The following is a 17,390-nucleotide window of genomic DNA, read 5'->3' as shown; positions in this document are numbered from 1 at the left end:
GTCATCCCCGCCCGAAGATATGGACGAGATAGGACGTCATGAAGGGCGGCATGTCGTAACCCGCGCAATCGGCGAGATTGCGGACGATCACGATGTCGGAAAGCTCGGGCTCCGCCTGCGTTTCGATCCGCTCCAGCATCAGCGCGCGCGCCGCCTTAGCCGGCAGGTCGATCCCGACCGGCCGCATGAAGGCGACGCGGCCCGGCGCGATCACCGCCGTCCAGCGCTCCTCGACCGAGATCTCATCGAGCGTGAGACCCGTCTCCTCGCAGAGTTCGCGGGTGACGCTGCCGGCAAGGTCGAGCGTACCGTCCGGGCGGGCATCCTCCCGGTCGGGCGTGCCGGCGGCGAAATAAACCTTGCCCGGATTAGCGGTGTGATTGCCCATCCGGCCCAGCAGGAAAGCGCCGTCGCTCGACCGCAGCGCCGCCATGGCAAAGCCGTTCCGGATCACCGGACCGGGATGGCCGAAATCACGCCAGCTCATGAAAGCGGCATAGTCGGCCTCGAAATAACCGGACTGGAACACCCCGCCCTCGATCGCGGCCCGATGCTGCAGCATGACGCGGCCATTGAACATCGCCGGCTTGCCGTCGCTGATCCTGGCCCAATGCGCCGCGATCTCGTCGGCGCGCTCGCGGGCAAAAGCCCAGTCGAAAGCCTCGATCCTGGCCTCGACGCGATCGAGCCCGACGATCTCGCCATCGACGACGCCATTCACAGCAGCACGCCCTCGCTCATCACCACCGCCGAGCCGCTGATCGTCGCCGAGGCCAGCGCGCCGCCCTTGACGGTCAGCGTCAGCTCGATCTGCGAGGGCCGGCCCATCTCGTAGCCCTGCTCGATGACGAGACGGTGCGTGCCATCGCCCGGCCGATCGAATGCCATGACCGCCCCGGCGAAGGCAGCGACGGCCGAGCCGGTCGCCGGATCCTCGCTAATCCCGCTCTCCGGCCAGAACATCCGGGCGTGGTAGTGATGCCCGGCCTCTTCCGTTTGGCGGCAATAGACGAAGGCATTGCCGTTCTGGGCCGGCGCCATCGTGCGCTCGAAGGTCCCGGCGATGCGCGCCTTTGCGACTGCCTCGCGGCTGGCAACCGGCACCGTGGTGTAGGCGACGCCGGCCGAGAAGGCGCTCGGCCGATGGCCCTCGAAACCGAGATCGGCGAGATCCAGCCCAAGCGCCTCCGCCAGCGCTGCATCGGCGATCGGCTGCGCGATCTGCTCCGGCAGCTTCGGCAAGGTGAAGGCGGCGCGGGCGCTACGCGCATTGCCGAGCGCCACGACGCAAGGCACCAGGCCGACCTTCTCCTCCAGGATGAGGCTGTCCGACACCCGCCCCTCCGCGGCATCGCGCAGCGCCAGCAGCGCAGCTGTACCGACCGTCGGATGCCCGGCGAAGGGCAGTTCCTGCCCCGGCGTGAAGATGCGGATCGCGGCGCGATTAACCGGGTTGGCCGGCGGCGTGACGAAGACCGTTTCCGACAGGTTGAACTCGCGCGCGATGGTCTGCATCGCAGCGGTGTCCAGCCCTTCGCTGTCGAGCACCACGGCGAGCGGGTTGCCCGCATGCGGCCTCGTCGTGAACACGTCGAGCGTGACGAAGCGGCGGCTCATGCGGGCTCCTTCGGGATCGTAAGCTCGATCGTCAGCGGGCAATGGTCGGAGGCTTTTGGCCGGTCCCAGCCGACGCGCGGATAGCGGTCGCAGGTCAAGGCGAGCTTGGCCATCGAGCGGTCGGCCTCGCGTGGATCGAGCGGCACGCGATAAGGCAGGCCACGCCGGATCATCTGCATCAACGGCTTCGGATTGGCCGCGGCGAGTGCTGGCGAGAGCAGGATATGGTCGAGCGGCATATGGCTGTCGACCAGCGCTTGCCGCTCCTCCGACCAGTAGCGCCGGAAATGCGTCCAGCGCTCATGCGGCGGCAGGCTCTCGATCGGATCGACGGCGAAATCTTCGAGCAGCGGCTCGATGCCGCTGTCGCCCTCGTCGACCGGCGCCGCCAGCGGGCCGAGCCCGATGCGGTAGCCGTTGAGATCGCCGAGGATCGCCCAGTTCGCCTCGCGCCAGCCGGGACCGAACCAGTTCTGGACGATCTTCTTCACTGCCAGCGCCTCGGCCCGGCGGATCGGCAGGGTCGCCTGCCTGCCGTCGTCGCGACCATTGTTCATCGACTTGAAATGGCAGCCGAACAGGGTCAGCCGCCGGTCGCCGAGATCGAGCTCGACCGCCAGGCAGTCGCGGGCGAAGACCTTGTCGCGCGGGCTGATGCCGAAGGCGGCGACCTCGGGCGAGAACGCCTCGGCATCGGCGAAGCTCATGCCCTTATAGGAGCGCACCGTGACCTGCGGCGGCTTCACCAGGTCGCGCCGCGCCGCGAAGCCAATGTCGATATTGCGCCGGTCATTGCCGTCGAGCAGGGTGAAATGGCCGTAGCGGTGGTCGGCGATGCGGTGGACGTAGTTGGCGAAGAAGGCCTGCAGGCTAGCCAGCGAGTCGACCTCCTGCAGCATCCAGAGATCGGCATTGGCCTCGGCGATGGCGAGCGCCGTCATCTGGCGCTTGTCGTCCTCGAGCGCGACCGCAAGCGAGCGCTCGACCGCATCGCGCTCATCGGCGCGCGGGAAATGGAACAGCGACATCGCCGCCGCCGTCTCGGTCCGCCCGCCCGGCTCGAAGCGGTGGCGCGTCAGCAGGTTCTCGACGTTGAAGGTGCCAAGGCGCAGCTTCATGCGCTTCAGACCGCCTCGGGGGCGAAGAGCTGCGAGGGCGTGACGAACTCGTCCTGCGCCGCCACCGTCAGGATCTCGCGCGAGCCGGCTTCCTTGGTCCGCTTCAGCAGGCCGTAGATCGAGGAGGCCGCCTTGCCGAGCGCGCTCGCCGCCGAGCCGTCGCGCAGATAATGGACGAAGAACAGCGCTGCGATCGCGTCGCCCGCGCCGTTGATGTTGATGTCGATCTTCGGCGTGCGCACGCGGTAAGTGCCCCGCCCGTCCGCCGCCATCAGGTCGATCGCGTCATCCGGCGTCTCGTTGGTGATCAGCGAGGTGACGAGCACGACCTTGGGACCGGCATCGCGCAGCGCCTCGACGGCGCGGTGCGCATCGGCCAGCGTCTTGACCTCGACATCGGTGAGCAATTCCAGCTCGAACTGGTTCGGCGTGACGATGTCGGCGGCCGGCACCGCCTGCTCGCGCATGAATTCAGGGATACCCGGCCGCACGAAGACGCCGCGGCCGACATCGCCGATCACCGGATCGCAGCAATACATCGTCTTCGGGTTGGCCTCGCGCACCTTGGCTACCGCCTGGAGGATGGCGTGGCCGATATCGGCCGAGCCCATATAGCCGGACAGCACGCCGTCGCATTTTCCGAGTACGCCGCGCTCGCCGATGCCCTCCATCAACTCATCGATGGTGGCGCCGTCGAAGACCTGTCCCTTCCAGGCGCCATAGCCGGTGTGGTTCGAGAACTGCACGGTGTGGATCGGCCAGACCTCGACGCCGAGGCGCTGCATCGGGAACACGGCCGAGGCATTGCCGACATGGCCATAGGCGACATGGGACTGGATCGAGAGGATGTTCATGGGGGCAGGCCAGCCTTCGACGACACGACGCGGCGAACCTAGCGGCTGGTGCGGCCGGCGCCAATCGAAAGCCGTGATGGAAGCGATCAGCCCTGGCGCTATGGGCTCGACAGCCGCGCCACCCCTGCCGTGTCGGTGAACTGGGTGACGCTCTTCAGCTTGCCGTCGACGATGGTGAAGACATCCATGATTTCGAACGCGCCGCTGCGCCCGGTCGGCTTGCATGCGACATTGGCGCGCCAGTGCAGCGTCGCCTTGTCGTCATCGACCGTCAGCGCCAGTTCCTCAATGTCGCTGAAGGCATAGGTCGCGATCAGCCCTGCCATTTGCTCGCGCACGGCAGCATGGCCTTCGGGCTGCGCGAAGACTTCGGCAGCCTGCGGTCCGCCCGCGAGTCGATAGCTGCAATCGGAGTGCATGAATCCCATCAGGGCATCGAGATCGCCGCGATGGCGGGCGGCATAAGCGTCCCGGATCAAGGTCTCGACGGCAGCGCGATCGGTCATGGCGCCTCTCCTTGCGTCAACGACCACTCTCACGCCGTGGCGACCGCAAGTCCAGTGCGCAGGTGCCCGAACTGTCAGGCCGGCGAGCCCATGATGTAGGGAATGCTGCCGATAACGATGGCGAGCTGAACCGCGTTGCATGCCATGCCACTATAGTGCAGGCGGCGCAGCCGGCGACCGACGTCGGCGGGCCAATTGTCGATCTGGCTATCCAGCCGCGACAGGAGCCAGCGGCGCACCATCAGCGTGGAGGCCAGCACGCCGACGCCGATAACGAAAGCCCAGCGCTCGGTCAGGGCGAAAACCACGGTCCCGATGACGGCAGCGATAACCAGAACCTGGAAATAGGCGCTGAACATCATGCGCATGAGCCGGGCGACCGGCAGGATGTCGAGCTTCACGAACAGAAAGCCGGGCGCCGCCAGCAGCAGATAGCCCATCGGCAGGATCAGGATGACGAAGGCGAACAAGGCGGCGGCATTCGGCGTCATGCGAGCACCTTTTGGCCATCCCGCTGGAAAGGCCTTCCAGCAGACGCCTCCGAAATATTCATCCGCTGATCATCGCTAACAATTGGACTTTAGGCGGATCAGAAATGAGCCGGCGACCGAACGAATACGCTGCCTCGCCGCCCGAAGAACGAGCCATCGCCCGTTACTTGCACATCCCTAGCAGAATCCGCGCTGAACTCCGCCTAGGCGACGCGTCTAATGTCCAATTGCAAGCGCTCGAATTCTTGGGAAAATCAGTATGCAGCAAACTATATCCGCGACGGATCAAACCGAAGAAGCGATCACCTCACAGACATAACAAGCGGTCGAACAACGGAGGGGACAAATGCGCATGATTTCCTGGCTTTGGCCGCGGCGAAACAAGAATAGCTCCGCGGGCAGCACAGAATTTTCTTCCCCCCAGCCTGAGCAAGACGATCGGCGGCGTTTGCTCCAGGCGCTCTCCGCCATGGTCGGCGGCGGCGCTCTGGCCGCCGTCTCAGCCCCTGTCCAAGCGAAGGATTCCAGCGAGCTGCCGCCCCCGAAACGGGCGCTGACCGGCCGCGACGAGGCCGGCAAGTCGGTGTTCAAGTCCTTCGACGTCACGCCCAAGGTGGTGGAGATCGACTCAAATCCCGGGCTGACCTTCTACGAGCTCTACAGGACCGAGGGCGTGCCGAAGCTCACCGGGCTGGAATCCGACCCGATGCTCGCGGGAACGGTCGCCTTTCCCGGCCCCGGCGGCACGATGTTCCGTCTGATCTCCTATCCGCCGCGGCGACCCGAGGGCTGGAAGCCGCCGGCCGGCGTCACCTTCGAGAGCGCGCTGCAGGAGATGTCGGAGAAGGTGCCGCGCATGGGCGACCATTTCGATCTCAGTGCACCGGGCATGCACACCTCGGACACCATCGATTACGGGGTCGTGGTGCGCGGCGAGATGACGCTTGAGCTGGACGATGGGCAAAGAGTCCATCTGCGCCAGGGCGATTGCATCGTGCAGAACGGGACACGGCATCGCTGGCGCAATCCGTTGGCCGAGCCCTGCCTGATGGCTTTCATCTCGGTCGGCGGGACGCGGGGCTGAGGCTGTCCCCTTCTCCCCCGAGGGGAGAAGGGTTTCCGTTTCGGCTACGACCCCGCCGCCGCCTTCTTGGCGAACGAATCGATGAAGGTCTTGCCGAGGTCGACGTTCGAGTTCGTCAGCTCCGGATCGAGCAGCTTGAGCGAGTCGTACATGCTCTTCATCGCGTCGGCGGTCGGGATGCCGGTGCGCGAATAGCTCTCCTGCGAGTTCTTCACGGCGGTCAGGTAGAGCGGCTTGTCGCCGAGATGGTATTCCGGCGGGACGAGATCGGCGACATCCTCGGGTTTGGCCGTCTCAAGCCATTTCAGCGACTTCATCAGCGCGTTGACGAGCTTCTGCGTCGTGACCGGGTTCTTCTCGGCGAAGTCGTTCTTGAGATAGAGCACCGCCGCCGGGTTCGAGCCGCCGAACAGCGCCTTGGTCCCCGCCTCGGTGCGGGTGTCGATCAGCGAGACGACATCGCCGTCCGCTTCCAGCTTCGAGGTGACGGGATCGAGATGCGAGATCAGATCGACCTGCTTCTGCTTGATCGCCGCAACCGCACTGGCGCCCGCGCCGACGCCGATGATCGGCGCATCCGTCGCCTTGAGGCCCGCCTTGACCATGGCGTATTGCGCGGTCAGCGCCGTCGAGGAGCCGGGCGCGGTGACGCCGATCTTGAGCCCCTTGAAGTCGGCCGCCGACTTGACCTTGTCGGCGAGGTCCTTGCGCACCGCGATGGTGATCGCCGGGAAGCGCCCGAGCTCGATCACGGCGCGGATATCCTGGCCCTTGGCCTGCATGCGGATGGTGTGCTCATAAGCGCCGGTGACGACATCGACCGAGCCACCGACGAGCGCCTGCAGCGACTTGGCGCCGCCGCCGAAATCATTGATCTCGACGTCGAGCCCCTGGTCCTTGAAGAAGCCCTTCTTCTCCGCGACCGTCAGCGGGAGATAGTACAGGAGCTGCTTGCCGCCGACGCCGAGCGTCAGCTTGGGCTTCTCGGCGTTCTGGGCGAAGGCAGACGAAGCGCCGAGTGCCGTGGTGAAGGCGAGCGCAGCCAGCGCCGCGCGACGAGTAAAAAACATGGGTTTCCTCCGGTTGATCGACGACGCGCTTCGTAAAAGGCGCGATTTCGCAATGAAGATAGGCGCATTGCCGCAAGCTGGGCAAGCGTAGGCATGGCGCGGAGCGCGAAGCCGGGGCCGATCGCCGCGGAAGCGACAGGAAAGATTCAAGGCTTGTTAAAGCTCGCCTTCCACACTGGCTGGATTCGGTGCCTCCCGACGATGCCTCGACGACGGCTTTCGACCAGAACGGACGAAACAGGAGACGGTCATGGTGGACGCAGTAGCGGCCCGGACTGCGCCTTCCCCCTATGAACTCCCGCACAGCGCGCCGTCAGCGGGCGTGCCGGCTCCGGACAGGGCAAGCTCTCCGCCTGCCGCCATGACGTCGGCAACGCCTGATCGAGACGACGCCGTCATCCTCGACCTGTCGGACCAGGCTCGCGCCGCCATGGCCCAGGGCAGCGCCGCTGCGCAGACGCCAGGAGCCGGTGCCGACGACCCGGCCGAGCCGAGCTGGGTCGAAAAGCGCTTCAAACTGATGACCGAGTATACGGCGCTGCAGCAGGAACTCGTCTGGCTCAGCGATCGAGCCACGGCCCATGCCCTCGACGAGATGTTCCAGGGAGCCGTCGCGCCGCAGGACGAGAGCAGCGTGGCGGACAAGCGGACGCAGTTCGATCGCGACATGCAACGGCGCGAGGAACTGATGCCGCGTTATGCCGAACTGGTACGCATGCTCGAAGCCCCGCCGGGCCGGGACGCCTAGCGGAAGGCGCGGCTCGCATAGAGCGCGATGGCGAAGCAGGCCAGCGCGACGCCGAGCAGGAGCCAGTTGGTTTCTGTCGGGTTTTCCAGCGCCGCATTCGACGGGTCCCGCGGATCGTAGTGCACGTCGACCGCCGCTCCGGCCGGATAGCGCGTGACGATCGCCTGCGCGAAGCTCTCCGACCCCGAGATTTCGAGCCCAAGCTTCACCTGCCGGCTGTGCAAGCGGTTGCCGCCGACCGTGTAGGCGAACTCGACGACGGGGAGATAGGTCGTGCGCGTCTTGCCGTTCTCGGTCGAGCCCCGCTGCTCGACGACGCTGGAGATGATCTCCCCCTGTGTGACCGGCCAGGCATTGGCGCGCGCGAGATAGCGCCGGTGCCCGACGAAGAACAGCAGCGCCATCAGGCCGAACAGGCCGGCGAACAGCATCACCGGAACATCCGCGTCCGGCATTCGGGCTTTGAGAACCTCGGCCCCTTGCGTCACCGCCCAGTGTAAACCGCCGCCCAGCAGGGCGACCCCGAGCAGCAGAAGGCCGCAGCCCTTGACCGCTCCCTTCGGCGCCTCGCGCTCCAGCACGCAATCGCCGGGATCGGCCGGATCGTAGAAAACGGTCACATTCGCGCCGGCCGGATAGCGCGCCAGCGCCTCCTCGGCATATTTGCCGCTGATGTCGCCGAGGCTGATCCGTGTGCCCTGATAAGTCACGCCTTTGACCGAGAACGAATAGGTCACGGCGGGGATATTGACGACGGTCCCGATCTCGTTGCCCTTGGGCGGCCGCCGCGCCGCCATATGCGACCGGATCACGCGCCCCGGCGCCTGGGCCCAGCTCCTGGCCCGGCGCACCTTCAGCATCGCGTTGACCACCATCGCAGCGACCATCACCACCACCGGCAGGGCGATCAGGGCGATGTTGCCGAAGGTCGTGCCGGCAAAGGGCAACTGCTCCAGCCAGCTCTCCGGCAGCACTTCCACGATCACGAAGATCAGCGCGAGCGAGGCGACCACCGCCACGATCGCCCAGACCGGCGGTTCGCCCGCAGCTTCTGCCGCCTTGGCCGGCGAGACCTGGCGCTGCCAGGCCAGCTTGCCGCGCCAGCTGGTGTCGCCGCCGAGATAGGCGAGCAGGATCCGGTTCAGGGTCGCGGCGTCAACCGTTTCGGCAGCGTCGAACCGTGCCTTGCCCGAGTGATAGGCCAGCCGGAACCGGCCGCGCTCGTCCCGCTCCGCTTCGACATAACCGTCATCGTCGGAGAGGTTGATGAACCAACCCGGATCGTCGCCGCTCTGGTCGATGGCGCGGGTGATGTCCTCGCGCGTCGGATCGGCCGTGATACGATCGCAGACGTCGAGTTCCATGACCGCCCCTCAACGGTGGAAGGGCGAGGATGGCGCTCATTCGCGCCGGGAATCAAGCAGAGCTTACGTTACGTCGTCGTCGTGCTGCTCTGCCCCGGCCGCCAGACCAACAACCGGTTCTCGACCAGGGTCACGATCGAATCGATCAGGATCACGAAGATCGCCAGAATCAGCATGCCCGAGAACACGCCGGTGACGTCGAAGACGCTCTCGGCCTCGTGGATCTTGTAGCCGAGTCCCGCGGACGAGCCGAGATATTCGCCGACGACCGCACCCACCAGCGCGAAGCCGACCGAGGTGTGCAGGGACGAGAACATCCAGGTCAGTGCCGACGGCCAGTAGACATGGCGGAAGAGCTGGCGCTCGTTCATGCCGAGCATGCGGGCGTTGGCCAGCACGGTCGGCGAGACCTCTTTCACGCCCTGGTAGACGTTGAAGAAGACGATGAAAAACACCAGCGTGAAGCCGAGTGCCACCTTCGACCAGATGCCGAGGCCGAACCAGAGCGCGAAGATCGGCGCCAGCACGACCCGCGGCAGGGCGTTCGACGCCTTGATATAGGGATCGAACACCGCCGCCAGCAGCGCGTTCCTGGCGAAGGCGAAGCCAAAGAAGATGCCGGCGACCGAGCCGATCACGAAGGCGAGCACCGTCTCGGTCAGGGTGATGCCGAGATGCCAGTAGATATCGGTGCCGGTGAGCTGCTTCCAGGTTCGGGCCAGAACCTCGCCGGGCGTCGAGAAGAAGAACTGGATCGTCTTCACCTCGCCGAACAGGCTGGTGGTGGTGACGATGTGCCAGATCGCCAGGAACACGACCATGACCAGGATTTGCAGGGCAAGGAGCTTCACGCGGTTCATGACGCAGCTCCCTCGACCAGTTCCTTGCCTTCGCCCATGGCATAGGCCTTCTGCACCTCGACCCTAAGCGAAGCCCAGATGTCGCGATGGATCTCGTGGAAGGCCTTCTCCAGCCTGATCTCGGCGATGTCGCGCGGACGCGGCAGCGGCACCCGGTAGTCGGCGACGATGCCAGCGGCCGGCCCTGCCGTCATCACCACGACCCGGTCCGAGAGTGCGATCGCTTCCTCGAGGTCATGCGTCACGAAGATCAGTGCCTTGCGGTCCCTGCTCCAGAGATCGAGCAGGAGATTGCCCATGATCTGGCGGGTCTGCGCATCGAGCGGCCCGAAGGGCTCGTCCATCAGCAGGATCTCGGGATCGCGGATCAGCATCTGCGCCAGCGCGACGCGCTTGCGCTGGCCGCCGGAGAGCATATGCGGATAGCGCTCGACGAAGGCGCGCAAGCCCACCCGGCCGAGCCAGTCGCGGGCTCGCTTGTCGGCCTGCGCATCCGAGACGCCCATCGGCTCGAGCGCGACCTTGACGTTGTCGAGCGCCGTCTTCCACGGCATCAGCGCATCCTGCTGGAAGAGATAGCCGGCGCGGCGGTTCAGGCCCGAAAGCGGCTGGCCGAAGATCGCAACCTTGCCGGCAGACGGCGTCAGCAGACCGGCGGCGGCGTTGAGCAGGGTCGACTTGCCGCAACCCGTCGGGCCGACCACCGAGACGAACTCGCCCGGTGCTACCGCAAGGTCGATGCCCTTCACCGCCTGGTAGCGGCTGCCGCCCTGGAGATGGAAGGTGATGTCGATGCCGGCGAGCCTGACCGCCGGCTGTTCTTCTGCCGCGCCCGCATCGCCGGGCGGGCTGACCTTGGACTCCATGGATATCCCGTCCCCTGCCGTCGGCGCCGTCCCGGCCCGCGCGGCTTATTTCCGTTCGTCGCGACACTAGGCAATCAATCCGCGAAGGCAACCCGCCCGCGGCATCCGGTCTCGCAGTCCGCTCACCGGGTAGCGAAAAAGCGACGCTTCTGCTCTATCGCTCCCGATATCGTTCACCGCCCTTAGGGAGAATCGCCGGCCCATGCCCCCGCTTGAGCAATGGATGCACGAGCTCGTCGCGTTCATGCGTGCCAACCAGTACTGGGCCGCGCCGATCGTCTTTTTCATCGCTTTCGCCGAATGCGTCGCGATCCTGTCCTGGCTCGTGCCGGCGACGGTGTTCTTCACCGCCTTTGGCGCGGTTGCCGGCGCTTCGGGCCTCAATCTCATGCCGCTCTCGCTCGCGGCGGCGCTCGGCGCCGCCTCCGGCTTCTGGATTTCCTATTGGGTCGGCCTCGTCCTCGGCCCGCGCGTCAACGACCACTGGCCCGTGCGCAACAATCCGGCCCTGCTCCAGCGCGGCCACGACTTCTTCGAGAAATGGGGCGTGCTCGGCGTCGCCATCGGCCATTTCTTCGGGCCGATCCGGGCGGTGATCGCGCTCGTCGCCGGCATCGTGAAGATGCCGTTCTGGCCCTTCCAGATCGCGAACTTCGCGGCGTCCTTCGCCTGGGGCTTCGGCTTGATCTACGGCGCCGGGCGCTTCTCCGAATACATGATGCAGTTCACCGGCAAGTAGCGCCGACGAACCGTGGCGAAAACCCGGCGGAAAGCACAACGCCAGCTGAACGCTCACCTCAGATCGCGTTCAGGCGCGGCGGCCGAAAGTCCGGCCATCGCGTCGAGACCGGATCCCCCGGTTCACCACCGGCGCGGCGGCGCGGACGGCCCGGCATCCGCGCTCCAGCTCCACCGGGCACGACTTACAGGAGTCGAGATCATGACCATGACTCGTTTCGCCATCGGCCTCGCTGCGCTCGCCCTCGCCGCCGGCCCGGCCCTCGCGCAGACCGCGACCCAGCCCACGACCCCGGCCAAGCCGGCCGCGCCCGTGACCACTCCCGCTGCACCCGCCGCGAAGCCGGCTGCGCCCACAACCCAGGCCCAGACCAAGAAGGTCAACATCAACACTGCCAGCGCCAGCGAGCTCGAGCAGCTCAAGGGCATCGGCGAGGCCCGTTCCAAGAAGATCGTCGAGGAGCGCGGCAAAGCGAAGTTCAAGAACTTCGACGATCTGGTGAAGCGCAGCGTGCTGCCCTCGAACGTCGAAGCCGACATCAAGGATCACGTCACCTTCTGATCCCTGCCCAAAAATCGAAGAGTCGGCCACTTCCGCGGCCGGCTCTTTCTTGTTTCGGTCGACCGGTGTCAGCGGTCACCCTGCCCCCCTGCCGCTCACTCCGCAGCCCGGAGGAAGACCACCCGGCTGCTCGTGGCGCTGTCCGCCCGTTGAACGCTCCGCTCCAGCGGGGACGATGCACCGGCGCTCAGGCCACCCCGGACCTCCCCAGCGCTTTCCCCGCCCGCAAGGCCGCGCCGCTCCTCGACGCGCAATGAGATGATCGCGGTCGGGTCTCCGAAAAATGGGGCGGCCCTCGTGTCGCGCAGATCGCTGTCGCGCAAACCGAGATCGCGCAGATCGCGCTCGCTCATGTCGCTGAGCGTGCGGTAGTCGCGCCGCGACTGCAGCCAGTGGCCGATCGCGCCGACCACTGCGAGCACAGGCTTGGCCGATCCGATGATGAAGCTGATCATGACCTGTCTCCGTCGTTGTGAGACGGCACAGGACACCCTGAGCCTGACAGGAGTTGTCAGAAGCTCCGGGGCTCAATGACAGCTTCTGTCAGGGGTGATTGGGCGAGCCCGATGGAGATCACGATCCCAAAACGAAAGCCGGCCCGGTCAGGATTTGACCATGCCGGCTTTGGGGCCTTGGCACGCTACAGCAGGCCAAAGACGACCATTATCACCAGGGCAAACGAGGCCCCCAGCGCCAGATGCGCGAACTTGAACTGAAAACCTTGGGACGCAGGCATCGATCGGATCGGTGTCATCATCGCCTCCATCTGTTCAGCCTTGGTCTGCTTCGTCGTCGAGCTCTTTCGTCTCGGCCGGGTCGCGATGGCTCAAGAGGCCAACATTCCAGCGATGCCCCAGCCGACCAATGCGAGCACCAGCCCTGCGACGAGAACGATCAGCACAGGCCGGTCGAGGAAGCCTTGCCTCGCCTCTACCGGGGTCTCGACTGCCGGATCGGCATCGGAATGGACATCCGCCCGCATTGGGGGGATCGGCTGGCCACCCTTTTCGGGAATCCGCGCCTCGCGCTCCTTCACGTCGTCTTGCATCGCCGCCTCCATTGGCTGGCTTCGGAACCGTATCAGCCGCCGGCCGCGCGCATCAGGATGCTCGCGAGCATGGTGACGGCGAGAAAACCACCCAGCAGCAGGACGAGGATCTGATCTTCCCATGATGCCGGCTTGGCGACATCGGCCAGCCCGTGACGGGCATGGCGCTGATGCAGCCGCTCGATCGCCATGTGCCTCAGTTCGTCTTGGCCGGTCATCGCACGCTCCTGCTTCCATCGACTGGAGCATCAACGCCTGCCGCGGGAAGCGGTTCCCGAAGCGAAGTTCCTCAACGCGAAACGGGCGCCCTGCCGGGCGCCCGTTCGACTTCCTTTAACCTCGATGCCGTCATTCCGGCCGCAGCGAAGCGGAGCGCCGGAATCCATCATAAGACATTGCATTCTACGTTGGATTCCGGAGCTGCGTGGCTTCGCCGCTTGTCCGGAATGACGGAGTAGGCCTTCTCAGTTCTTGGTCTTGTCGACCAGCGCCTTGGCCTTGATCCAGGGCATCATGTCGCGCAGCTTGGCGCCGACTTCCTCGATCGGATGGGCGGCCATGCGGGCGCGGGTCGCCTTGAACGAGGTCTGGTTGACCTTGTTCTCCAGCATCCAATCGCGGGTGAACTTGCCCGACTGGATGTCGGTCAGCACGCGCTTCATTTCGGCCTTGGTCTCGGCGGTGATGATGCGCGGGCCGGTGACGTACTCACCGAACTCGGCGGTGTTCGAGATCGAGTAGTTCATGTTGGCGATGCCGCCCTCGTAGATGAGGTCGACGATCAGCTTCACCTCGTGCAGGCACTCGAAATAGGCCATCTCCGGGGCATAGCCGGCCTCGGTCAGCGTCTCGTAGCCGGCCTTGATCAGCTCGACCAGACCGCCGCAGAGCACCACCTGCTCGCCGAACAGATCGGTCTCGCACTCTTCCTTGAAGGTGGTCTCGATGATGCCGGCGCGGCCGCCGCCATTGGCCGAGGCGTAGGAGAGGCCGAGGTCATGGGCGTTGCCGGTCGCATCCTGGTGGATCGCGATCAGGGTCGGCACGCCGCCGCCACGCTGGTACTCGGAGCGCACGGTGTGGCCCGGGCCCTTCGGCGCGACCATCAGCACGTCGAGGTCCTTGCGCGGCTCGATCAGGTTGAAATGGACGTTGAGGCCGTGCGCGAACAGGAGGGCAGCGCCCTCCTTCATGTTGCCGTGCAGTTCGTCGCGGTAGATGTCGCCCTGCAGTTCGTCCGGGGTCAGCATCATCATGATGTCTGAGACCTTGGCGGCCTCCGACGGGGTCATGACCTTGAAGCCAGCCTCTTCGGCCTTCTTGCGGGTGGCCGAGCCGGCCTTCAGCGCGATGATGACGTCCTTGACGCCGGAATCGCGCAGGTTGAGCGCGTGGGCATGACCCTGCGAGCCGTAGCCAACGATGCAGACCTTCTTGCCCTTGATCAGATTGATGTCGGCGTCGCGATCGTAATAAACGCGCATGTGATGCGTCCTTCCTTGGGGTTGATCTGTTTGCTTCAGGCTTTCGGTACGGCGCCCTGCCGTCCGTGAAGGGTGAGGAACTGGTCGGTGGCCCGGGCCGCGTCGCGCTGGATCTCGGCTTTGCCAGAGACGAGCACATCGCCCAGCAGCAGCCTGATCTGAACGTCGCGGCCGACCAGGCCGAAAAAGGTGCGGAACGCCGTCTCGGCGTCGTCGAATGAGAGCAGTCCGGCGGCGCGACCGGCCTCCAGAACCGGCTTCAGCCGCTCGCCAATAGCGACACGCCCGTTCGCCAGCACGATGCCGCCGAGATTGCTCTTGCCCGAGGCAGCATGACCGATGGCGGCACGATTAAGCGCGATCGAGGTCTGGCTCGTGATCACGCTGAGCCAGTTCTCGGCGAAATCGCGCAGGCTCTTGCGCAGCGTCGCCGCATCGAGCGCCTGACGGTCGTAATTGTCAGCCCGGACTTTCGAGGCCTGCCACTGCACCGTCGCAGTCAAAAGGCCATCGCGATCGCCGAACCATTTGTACAGCGTCTCCTTCGAGCAGCTCGCGCGCCGGGCGACCGCCGTCATGGTGAGCTGGTCGCCCTGCTCCACCATCAGCGCCAGCACGGCGTCGAGCACGGCCTGCTGCCGCTCGCTCAGCGCCTCGCCTTGGCTATGGGTCGCGGTGTCGCTCATCGATCCAGAGAGTACCGTACGTTACGGTTCTGGCATCTACCGTACGGCTTGCCGACGCGCAAGGGCATGCAGGAGAAATTTCATCGCCCGCGCGCCGTCAGGGCACCTATATCTTCCCCGAAGAGAGCGCCTGATCCGGAGCCTACCATGACACAGCCTACCCCGCCTGCTGCCGCCGAAGTCCTCGCCTTCTGGCGCGCGGCCGGCCCGGACAAATGGTTCGCCAAGGACGATGCCTTCGACGCCGAGATCGCCGGGCGCTTCCGGCCGCTGGTCGATGCCGCCGCCAGGGGCGAGCTTTCGGACTGGGAAGCGACGCCGGAGGGCGTCTACGCGTTGCTGATCCTGCTCGACCAGTTCCCGCGCAATCTCCACCGCGGTTCGGCTCACGCCTTCGCGGCGGATCCGCTCGCCCGCGAGGTCGCAGGCCGAGCGATCGCGCGCGGCTTCGATGAGGCCTTCGACAATCCCGAACGGCGCTTCCTCTACATGCCGTTCATGCACTCCGAGGATCTTGCCGACCAGGAGCGTTGCGTCGCCCTGAGCGAGGCCTCGGGCGATGACGACTCGGTCAAATACGCCGTCATCCACCGCGACATCATCCGCGATTTCGGTCGCTTCCCGCACCGAAACACCGTCCTCGGCCGAGAGAGTTCGACCGAGGAACAGAGCTTCCTCGAAGACGGTGGCTTCAGCGGCTGATCAGCCTCCGACGGCTTTCCGGTGAGCTTGGGCCAGTTCGGCCATGCTCTTGAAGTGGAAGTCGACCTTCGGCTGGTTCGCGGGAACCTGTGTCGCGCCGCTGCCCGCCATGCCGAAGCGCCGATCGATCCAGGCGCGCGCGAGCCCGGCCCGCTCGGCCGGGACATGGTCGTGGAACAGGCTCTGCGCCGTGTGCAGAACGTCGCCCGCTTTGAGGCCGAGATCGGTCTCCAGATGCGCCAGCAGATGGGCGAAGTTGCGCGGGTCGGGTTTGTAGGAGCCGACATCCTCGGCGGTGTAGATCGCGTCGAAGGTCACGCCGAGCTTGCGGTTGCTCGCCGCGAAGCTCGTTCGATCGACATTGGACAGGATCACCAGCTTGTAGTGCCGCTTGAGATAGGCCAGCGCCTCGGCGGAATCCGGAAAGGCCGGCCAGTCCGGCACCGAGCCGCCGAAGCGCTCGTTCAGATCGGCATGGATGTTGACGCCGAGATCCTTGGCGAGGCGCGCATGGACCGCGGCGAGCAGTGTCGAATAGCGCAACGACGGCCCCGCCTCCTCCAGCTCTGTCTCGACGCGGCCGAAATGCGCGAGCGCCTCCTCACGACCCAGAGCGAGCCGGCCGGCGCTGAGCAGCGGCTGCAGCGCGTTCCAGATCCCGGTCTCCCAGTCGATCAGCGTGCCGTAGCAGTCGAAGGTCAGAACCTTGAAATCGGTGAGTTTCATCGCGAATGGTCCTCATGGATGCGGAGTTGCATCGACCATAGCGACCACCCGCACCCCCGTGATGAGGCAAAGCTCCGAACGACTTGACCGAAGCTGCGCTTATCGGCCCAGGCCACTCCGGCCCGCGGCGCGGAACTCGGACGGCGTCAGGCCGAAACGTCGCTTGAACTGCCGGTTGAAGGACGAGGCGTTCTGGTAGCCGAGGGCATAGGCGATCTCGGAAACCGACAGCGCCGTCGTGGCCAATTGCTCGGCCGCCTCGTCGAACAGCCGGGCCAGCTGTGATTGCTTGGGCGACTGCCCCGTCGTCGCCCGGAACAACGCATGGAACCGGCTCTGGCCGAGGCCGGCTGCCCTCGCCATCTCGGCGACGCTCCCCGCTCCACCCTCGCGGGCTATAGCGATGACGCGACGTTCCGAGTGCGGCACGGGCCGGGGCATCGCGCGTGGTGCGACCAGTTGCAGCCCCGCCAGCGCCAGGTGGGCGGCATCATCAGCCCGGCAGGCGCCGGCTTCGACCTCGGCGCCGAGCTGGCGGAACATCCGCCACAACCAGGGCTCGACCCGTGTCAGCGACGGCGCGGTATCGCGGAGCAGGGCCGGCTCCGCCTCGCCGGCGAAGGCCCCGGCTTCGACATCGAGGATGAGCATGCTGCAATCCGGCGTCGGCACGAAATCATGCTCGTGATCGCGCGGGATGATCGCGACGCACTGGCTCGACACGACGCTGCAATGCCCCTCGACATCGAGCCGCATCGCGCCCTGCATTGGCAGCAGGATCTGGCTATAGTCGTGGCGGTGACGGTCGCCGCCGCGATAGCTGCGGATTTCGAGATGGATCGACATCGCCTGCTCGCTCGCAAGGG

22 protein-coding genes are annotated in these 17,390 nt (G+C 65.9%); 5 read left to right on the top strand and 17 right to left on the bottom strand.

The window, feature by feature from the left end; translation table 11 throughout:
- Position 1: 1 nt before the first annotated feature.
- From ASE66_RS17750 to ASE66_RS17725, 6 genes are all read right to left on the bottom strand, one after another.
- Positions 2–721, bottom strand: a complete 720-nt coding sequence (locus ASE66_RS17750; RefSeq protein WP_057191003.1) for a hypothetical protein — start codon at positions 719–721, stop codon at positions 2–4.
- Positions 718–1,617, bottom strand: coding sequence for a PhzF family phenazine biosynthesis protein (locus ASE66_RS17745; RefSeq protein WP_057191002.1), 900 nt, complete (start codon positions 1,615–1,617; stop codon positions 718–720). Before ASE66_RS17745 ends, ASE66_RS17750 begins: the two co-directional genes overlap by 4 nt.
- Positions 1,614–2,735, bottom strand: coding sequence for an endonuclease/exonuclease/phosphatase family protein (locus tag ASE66_RS17740; RefSeq protein ID WP_057191001.1), 1,122 nt, complete (start codon positions 2,733–2,735; stop codon positions 1,614–1,616). The genes ASE66_RS17745 and ASE66_RS17740 overlap by 4 nt, the downstream gene beginning before the upstream one ends.
- 5 nt (positions 2,736–2,740) lie before the next feature.
- Positions 2,741–3,589: a pyridoxal kinase PdxY gene (gene pdxY, locus ASE66_RS17735; protein ID WP_057191000.1), complete on the bottom strand. Its 849-nt coding sequence runs from the start codon at positions 3,587–3,589 to the stop codon at positions 2,741–2,743.
- A gap of 98 nt (positions 3,590–3,687) precedes the next feature.
- Positions 3,688–4,095, bottom strand: a complete 408-nt coding sequence (locus tag ASE66_RS17730) for a nuclear transport factor 2 family protein (RefSeq protein ID WP_057190999.1) — start codon at positions 4,093–4,095, stop codon at positions 3,688–3,690.
- Positions 4,096–4,169: 74 nt separating this feature from the next.
- The gene (locus tag ASE66_RS17725; RefSeq protein WP_057190998.1) at positions 4,170–4,586 is read right to left on the bottom strand and encodes a hypothetical protein; all 417 of its coding nucleotides are present in this window, start codon (positions 4,584–4,586) and stop codon (positions 4,170–4,172) included.
- A 448-nt stretch (positions 4,587–5,034) separates the two neighbouring features.
- On the opposite strand from ASE66_RS17725, the gene ASE66_RS17720 reads away from it, so the two are divergent.
- Positions 5,035–5,670: a cupin domain-containing protein gene (locus ASE66_RS17720; protein WP_057190997.1), complete on the top strand. Its 636-nt coding sequence runs from the start codon at positions 5,035–5,037 to the stop codon at positions 5,668–5,670.
- A gap of 44 nt (positions 5,671–5,714) precedes the next feature.
- Here the strand turns inward: ASE66_RS17720 and ASE66_RS17715 are convergent, their stop codons facing one another.
- Positions 5,715–6,740, bottom strand: a complete 1,026-nt coding sequence (locus ASE66_RS17715; RefSeq protein ID WP_057190996.1) for an ABC transporter substrate-binding protein — start codon at positions 6,738–6,740, stop codon at positions 5,715–5,717.
- A 250-nt stretch (positions 6,741–6,990) separates the two neighbouring features.
- On the opposite strand from ASE66_RS17715, the gene ASE66_RS17710 reads away from it, so the two are divergent.
- The gene (locus ASE66_RS17710; protein WP_156412205.1) at positions 6,991–7,488 is read left to right on the top strand and encodes a hypothetical protein; all 498 of its coding nucleotides are present in this window, start codon (positions 6,991–6,993) and stop codon (positions 7,486–7,488) included.
- On the opposite strand, the gene ASE66_RS17705 is transcribed toward ASE66_RS17710, so the two are convergent.
- From ASE66_RS17705 to ASE66_RS17695, 3 genes are all read right to left on the bottom strand, one after another.
- Positions 7,485–8,852 carry a DUF3592 domain-containing protein gene (locus ASE66_RS17705; RefSeq protein ID WP_057190994.1) on the bottom strand — a complete coding sequence of 456 codons (1,368 nt, stop codon included), beginning with the start codon at positions 8,850–8,852 and terminating at the stop codon, positions 7,485–7,487. The genes ASE66_RS17710 and ASE66_RS17705 overlap by 4 nt on opposite strands.
- Before the next feature lie 68 nt (positions 8,853–8,920).
- The gene (locus ASE66_RS17700; protein WP_057190993.1) at positions 8,921–9,712 is read right to left on the bottom strand and encodes an ABC transporter permease; all 792 of its coding nucleotides are present in this window, start codon (positions 9,710–9,712) and stop codon (positions 8,921–8,923) included.
- Positions 9,709–10,578, bottom strand: coding sequence for an ABC transporter ATP-binding protein (locus tag ASE66_RS17695; RefSeq protein WP_082613526.1), 870 nt, complete (start codon positions 10,576–10,578; stop codon positions 9,709–9,711). The genes ASE66_RS17700 and ASE66_RS17695 overlap by 4 nt, the downstream gene beginning before the upstream one ends.
- 202 nt (positions 10,579–10,780) lie before the next feature.
- On the opposite strand from ASE66_RS17695, the gene ASE66_RS17690 reads away from it, so the two are divergent.
- Complete coding sequence (locus ASE66_RS17690; RefSeq protein ID WP_156412204.1) at positions 10,781–11,317, top strand: DedA family protein; 537 nt, start codon at positions 10,781–10,783, stop codon at positions 11,315–11,317.
- 201 nt (positions 11,318–11,518) lie between these two features.
- Positions 11,519–11,878, top strand: coding sequence for a ComEA family DNA-binding protein (locus ASE66_RS17685; protein ID WP_057190991.1), 360 nt, complete (start codon positions 11,519–11,521; stop codon positions 11,876–11,878).
- 95 nt (positions 11,879–11,973) lie between these two features.
- Here ASE66_RS17685 and ASE66_RS17680 read toward each other — a convergent pair whose 3' ends face one another.
- From ASE66_RS17680 to ASE66_RS17660, 5 genes are all read right to left on the bottom strand, one after another.
- Entirely contained in the window at positions 11,974–12,333 is a 360-nt protein-coding gene (locus tag ASE66_RS17680) for a DUF1127 domain-containing protein (RefSeq protein ID WP_057190990.1), read from the bottom strand.
- Between the two features lie 371 nt (positions 12,334–12,704).
- On the bottom strand, positions 12,705–12,926 hold the full coding sequence (locus ASE66_RS17675; protein WP_156412203.1) for a hypothetical protein: 222 nt from the start codon (positions 12,924–12,926) through the stop codon (positions 12,705–12,707).
- Positions 12,927–12,958: 32 nt separating this feature from the next.
- Positions 12,959–13,144 (bottom strand): hypothetical protein, encoded by a 186-nt coding sequence (locus ASE66_RS17670; protein ID WP_057190988.1) that lies wholly within the window; start codon positions 13,142–13,144, stop codon positions 12,959–12,961.
- A 246-nt stretch (positions 13,145–13,390) separates the two neighbouring features.
- Positions 13,391–14,410 (bottom strand): ketol-acid reductoisomerase, encoded by a 1,020-nt coding sequence (gene ilvC, locus ASE66_RS17665; RefSeq protein ID WP_057190987.1) that lies wholly within the window; start codon positions 14,408–14,410, stop codon positions 13,391–13,393.
- 35 nt (positions 14,411–14,445) lie between these two features.
- Entirely contained in the window at positions 14,446–15,096 is a 651-nt protein-coding gene (locus ASE66_RS17660) for a TetR/AcrR family transcriptional regulator (RefSeq protein ID WP_057190986.1), read from the bottom strand.
- A gap of 147 nt (positions 15,097–15,243) precedes the next feature.
- Here ASE66_RS17660 and ASE66_RS17655 point away from each other — a divergent pair, with 147 nt between their 5' ends.
- A complete protein-coding gene (locus tag ASE66_RS17655; protein ID WP_057190985.1) occupies positions 15,244–15,798 on the top strand; it encodes a DUF924 family protein in 555 nt (184 codons plus the stop codon).
- Here ASE66_RS17655 and ASE66_RS17650 read toward each other — a convergent pair whose 3' ends face one another.
- Together ASE66_RS17650 and ASE66_RS17645 are read right to left on the bottom strand one after the other, a co-directional pair.
- Positions 15,799–16,524 (bottom strand): haloacid dehalogenase type II, encoded by a 726-nt coding sequence (locus ASE66_RS17650; protein ID WP_057190984.1) that lies wholly within the window; start codon positions 16,522–16,524, stop codon positions 15,799–15,801.
- Between the two features lie 99 nt (positions 16,525–16,623).
- Positions 16,624–17,370: a helix-turn-helix domain-containing protein gene (locus ASE66_RS17645; protein ID WP_057190983.1), complete on the bottom strand. Its 747-nt coding sequence runs from the start codon at positions 17,368–17,370 to the stop codon at positions 16,624–16,626.
- Positions 17,371–17,390 lie beyond the last annotated feature (20 nt).

The sequence above is a fragment of the Allobosea sp. Root483D1 genome (assembly GCF_001429505.1).
GTDB lineage: Bacteria > Pseudomonadota > Alphaproteobacteria > Rhizobiales > Beijerinckiaceae > Allobosea.
The sequence above is the reverse complement of the archived record's forward strand: the minus strand, read 5'-3'. Positions and strand labels throughout refer to the sequence as shown.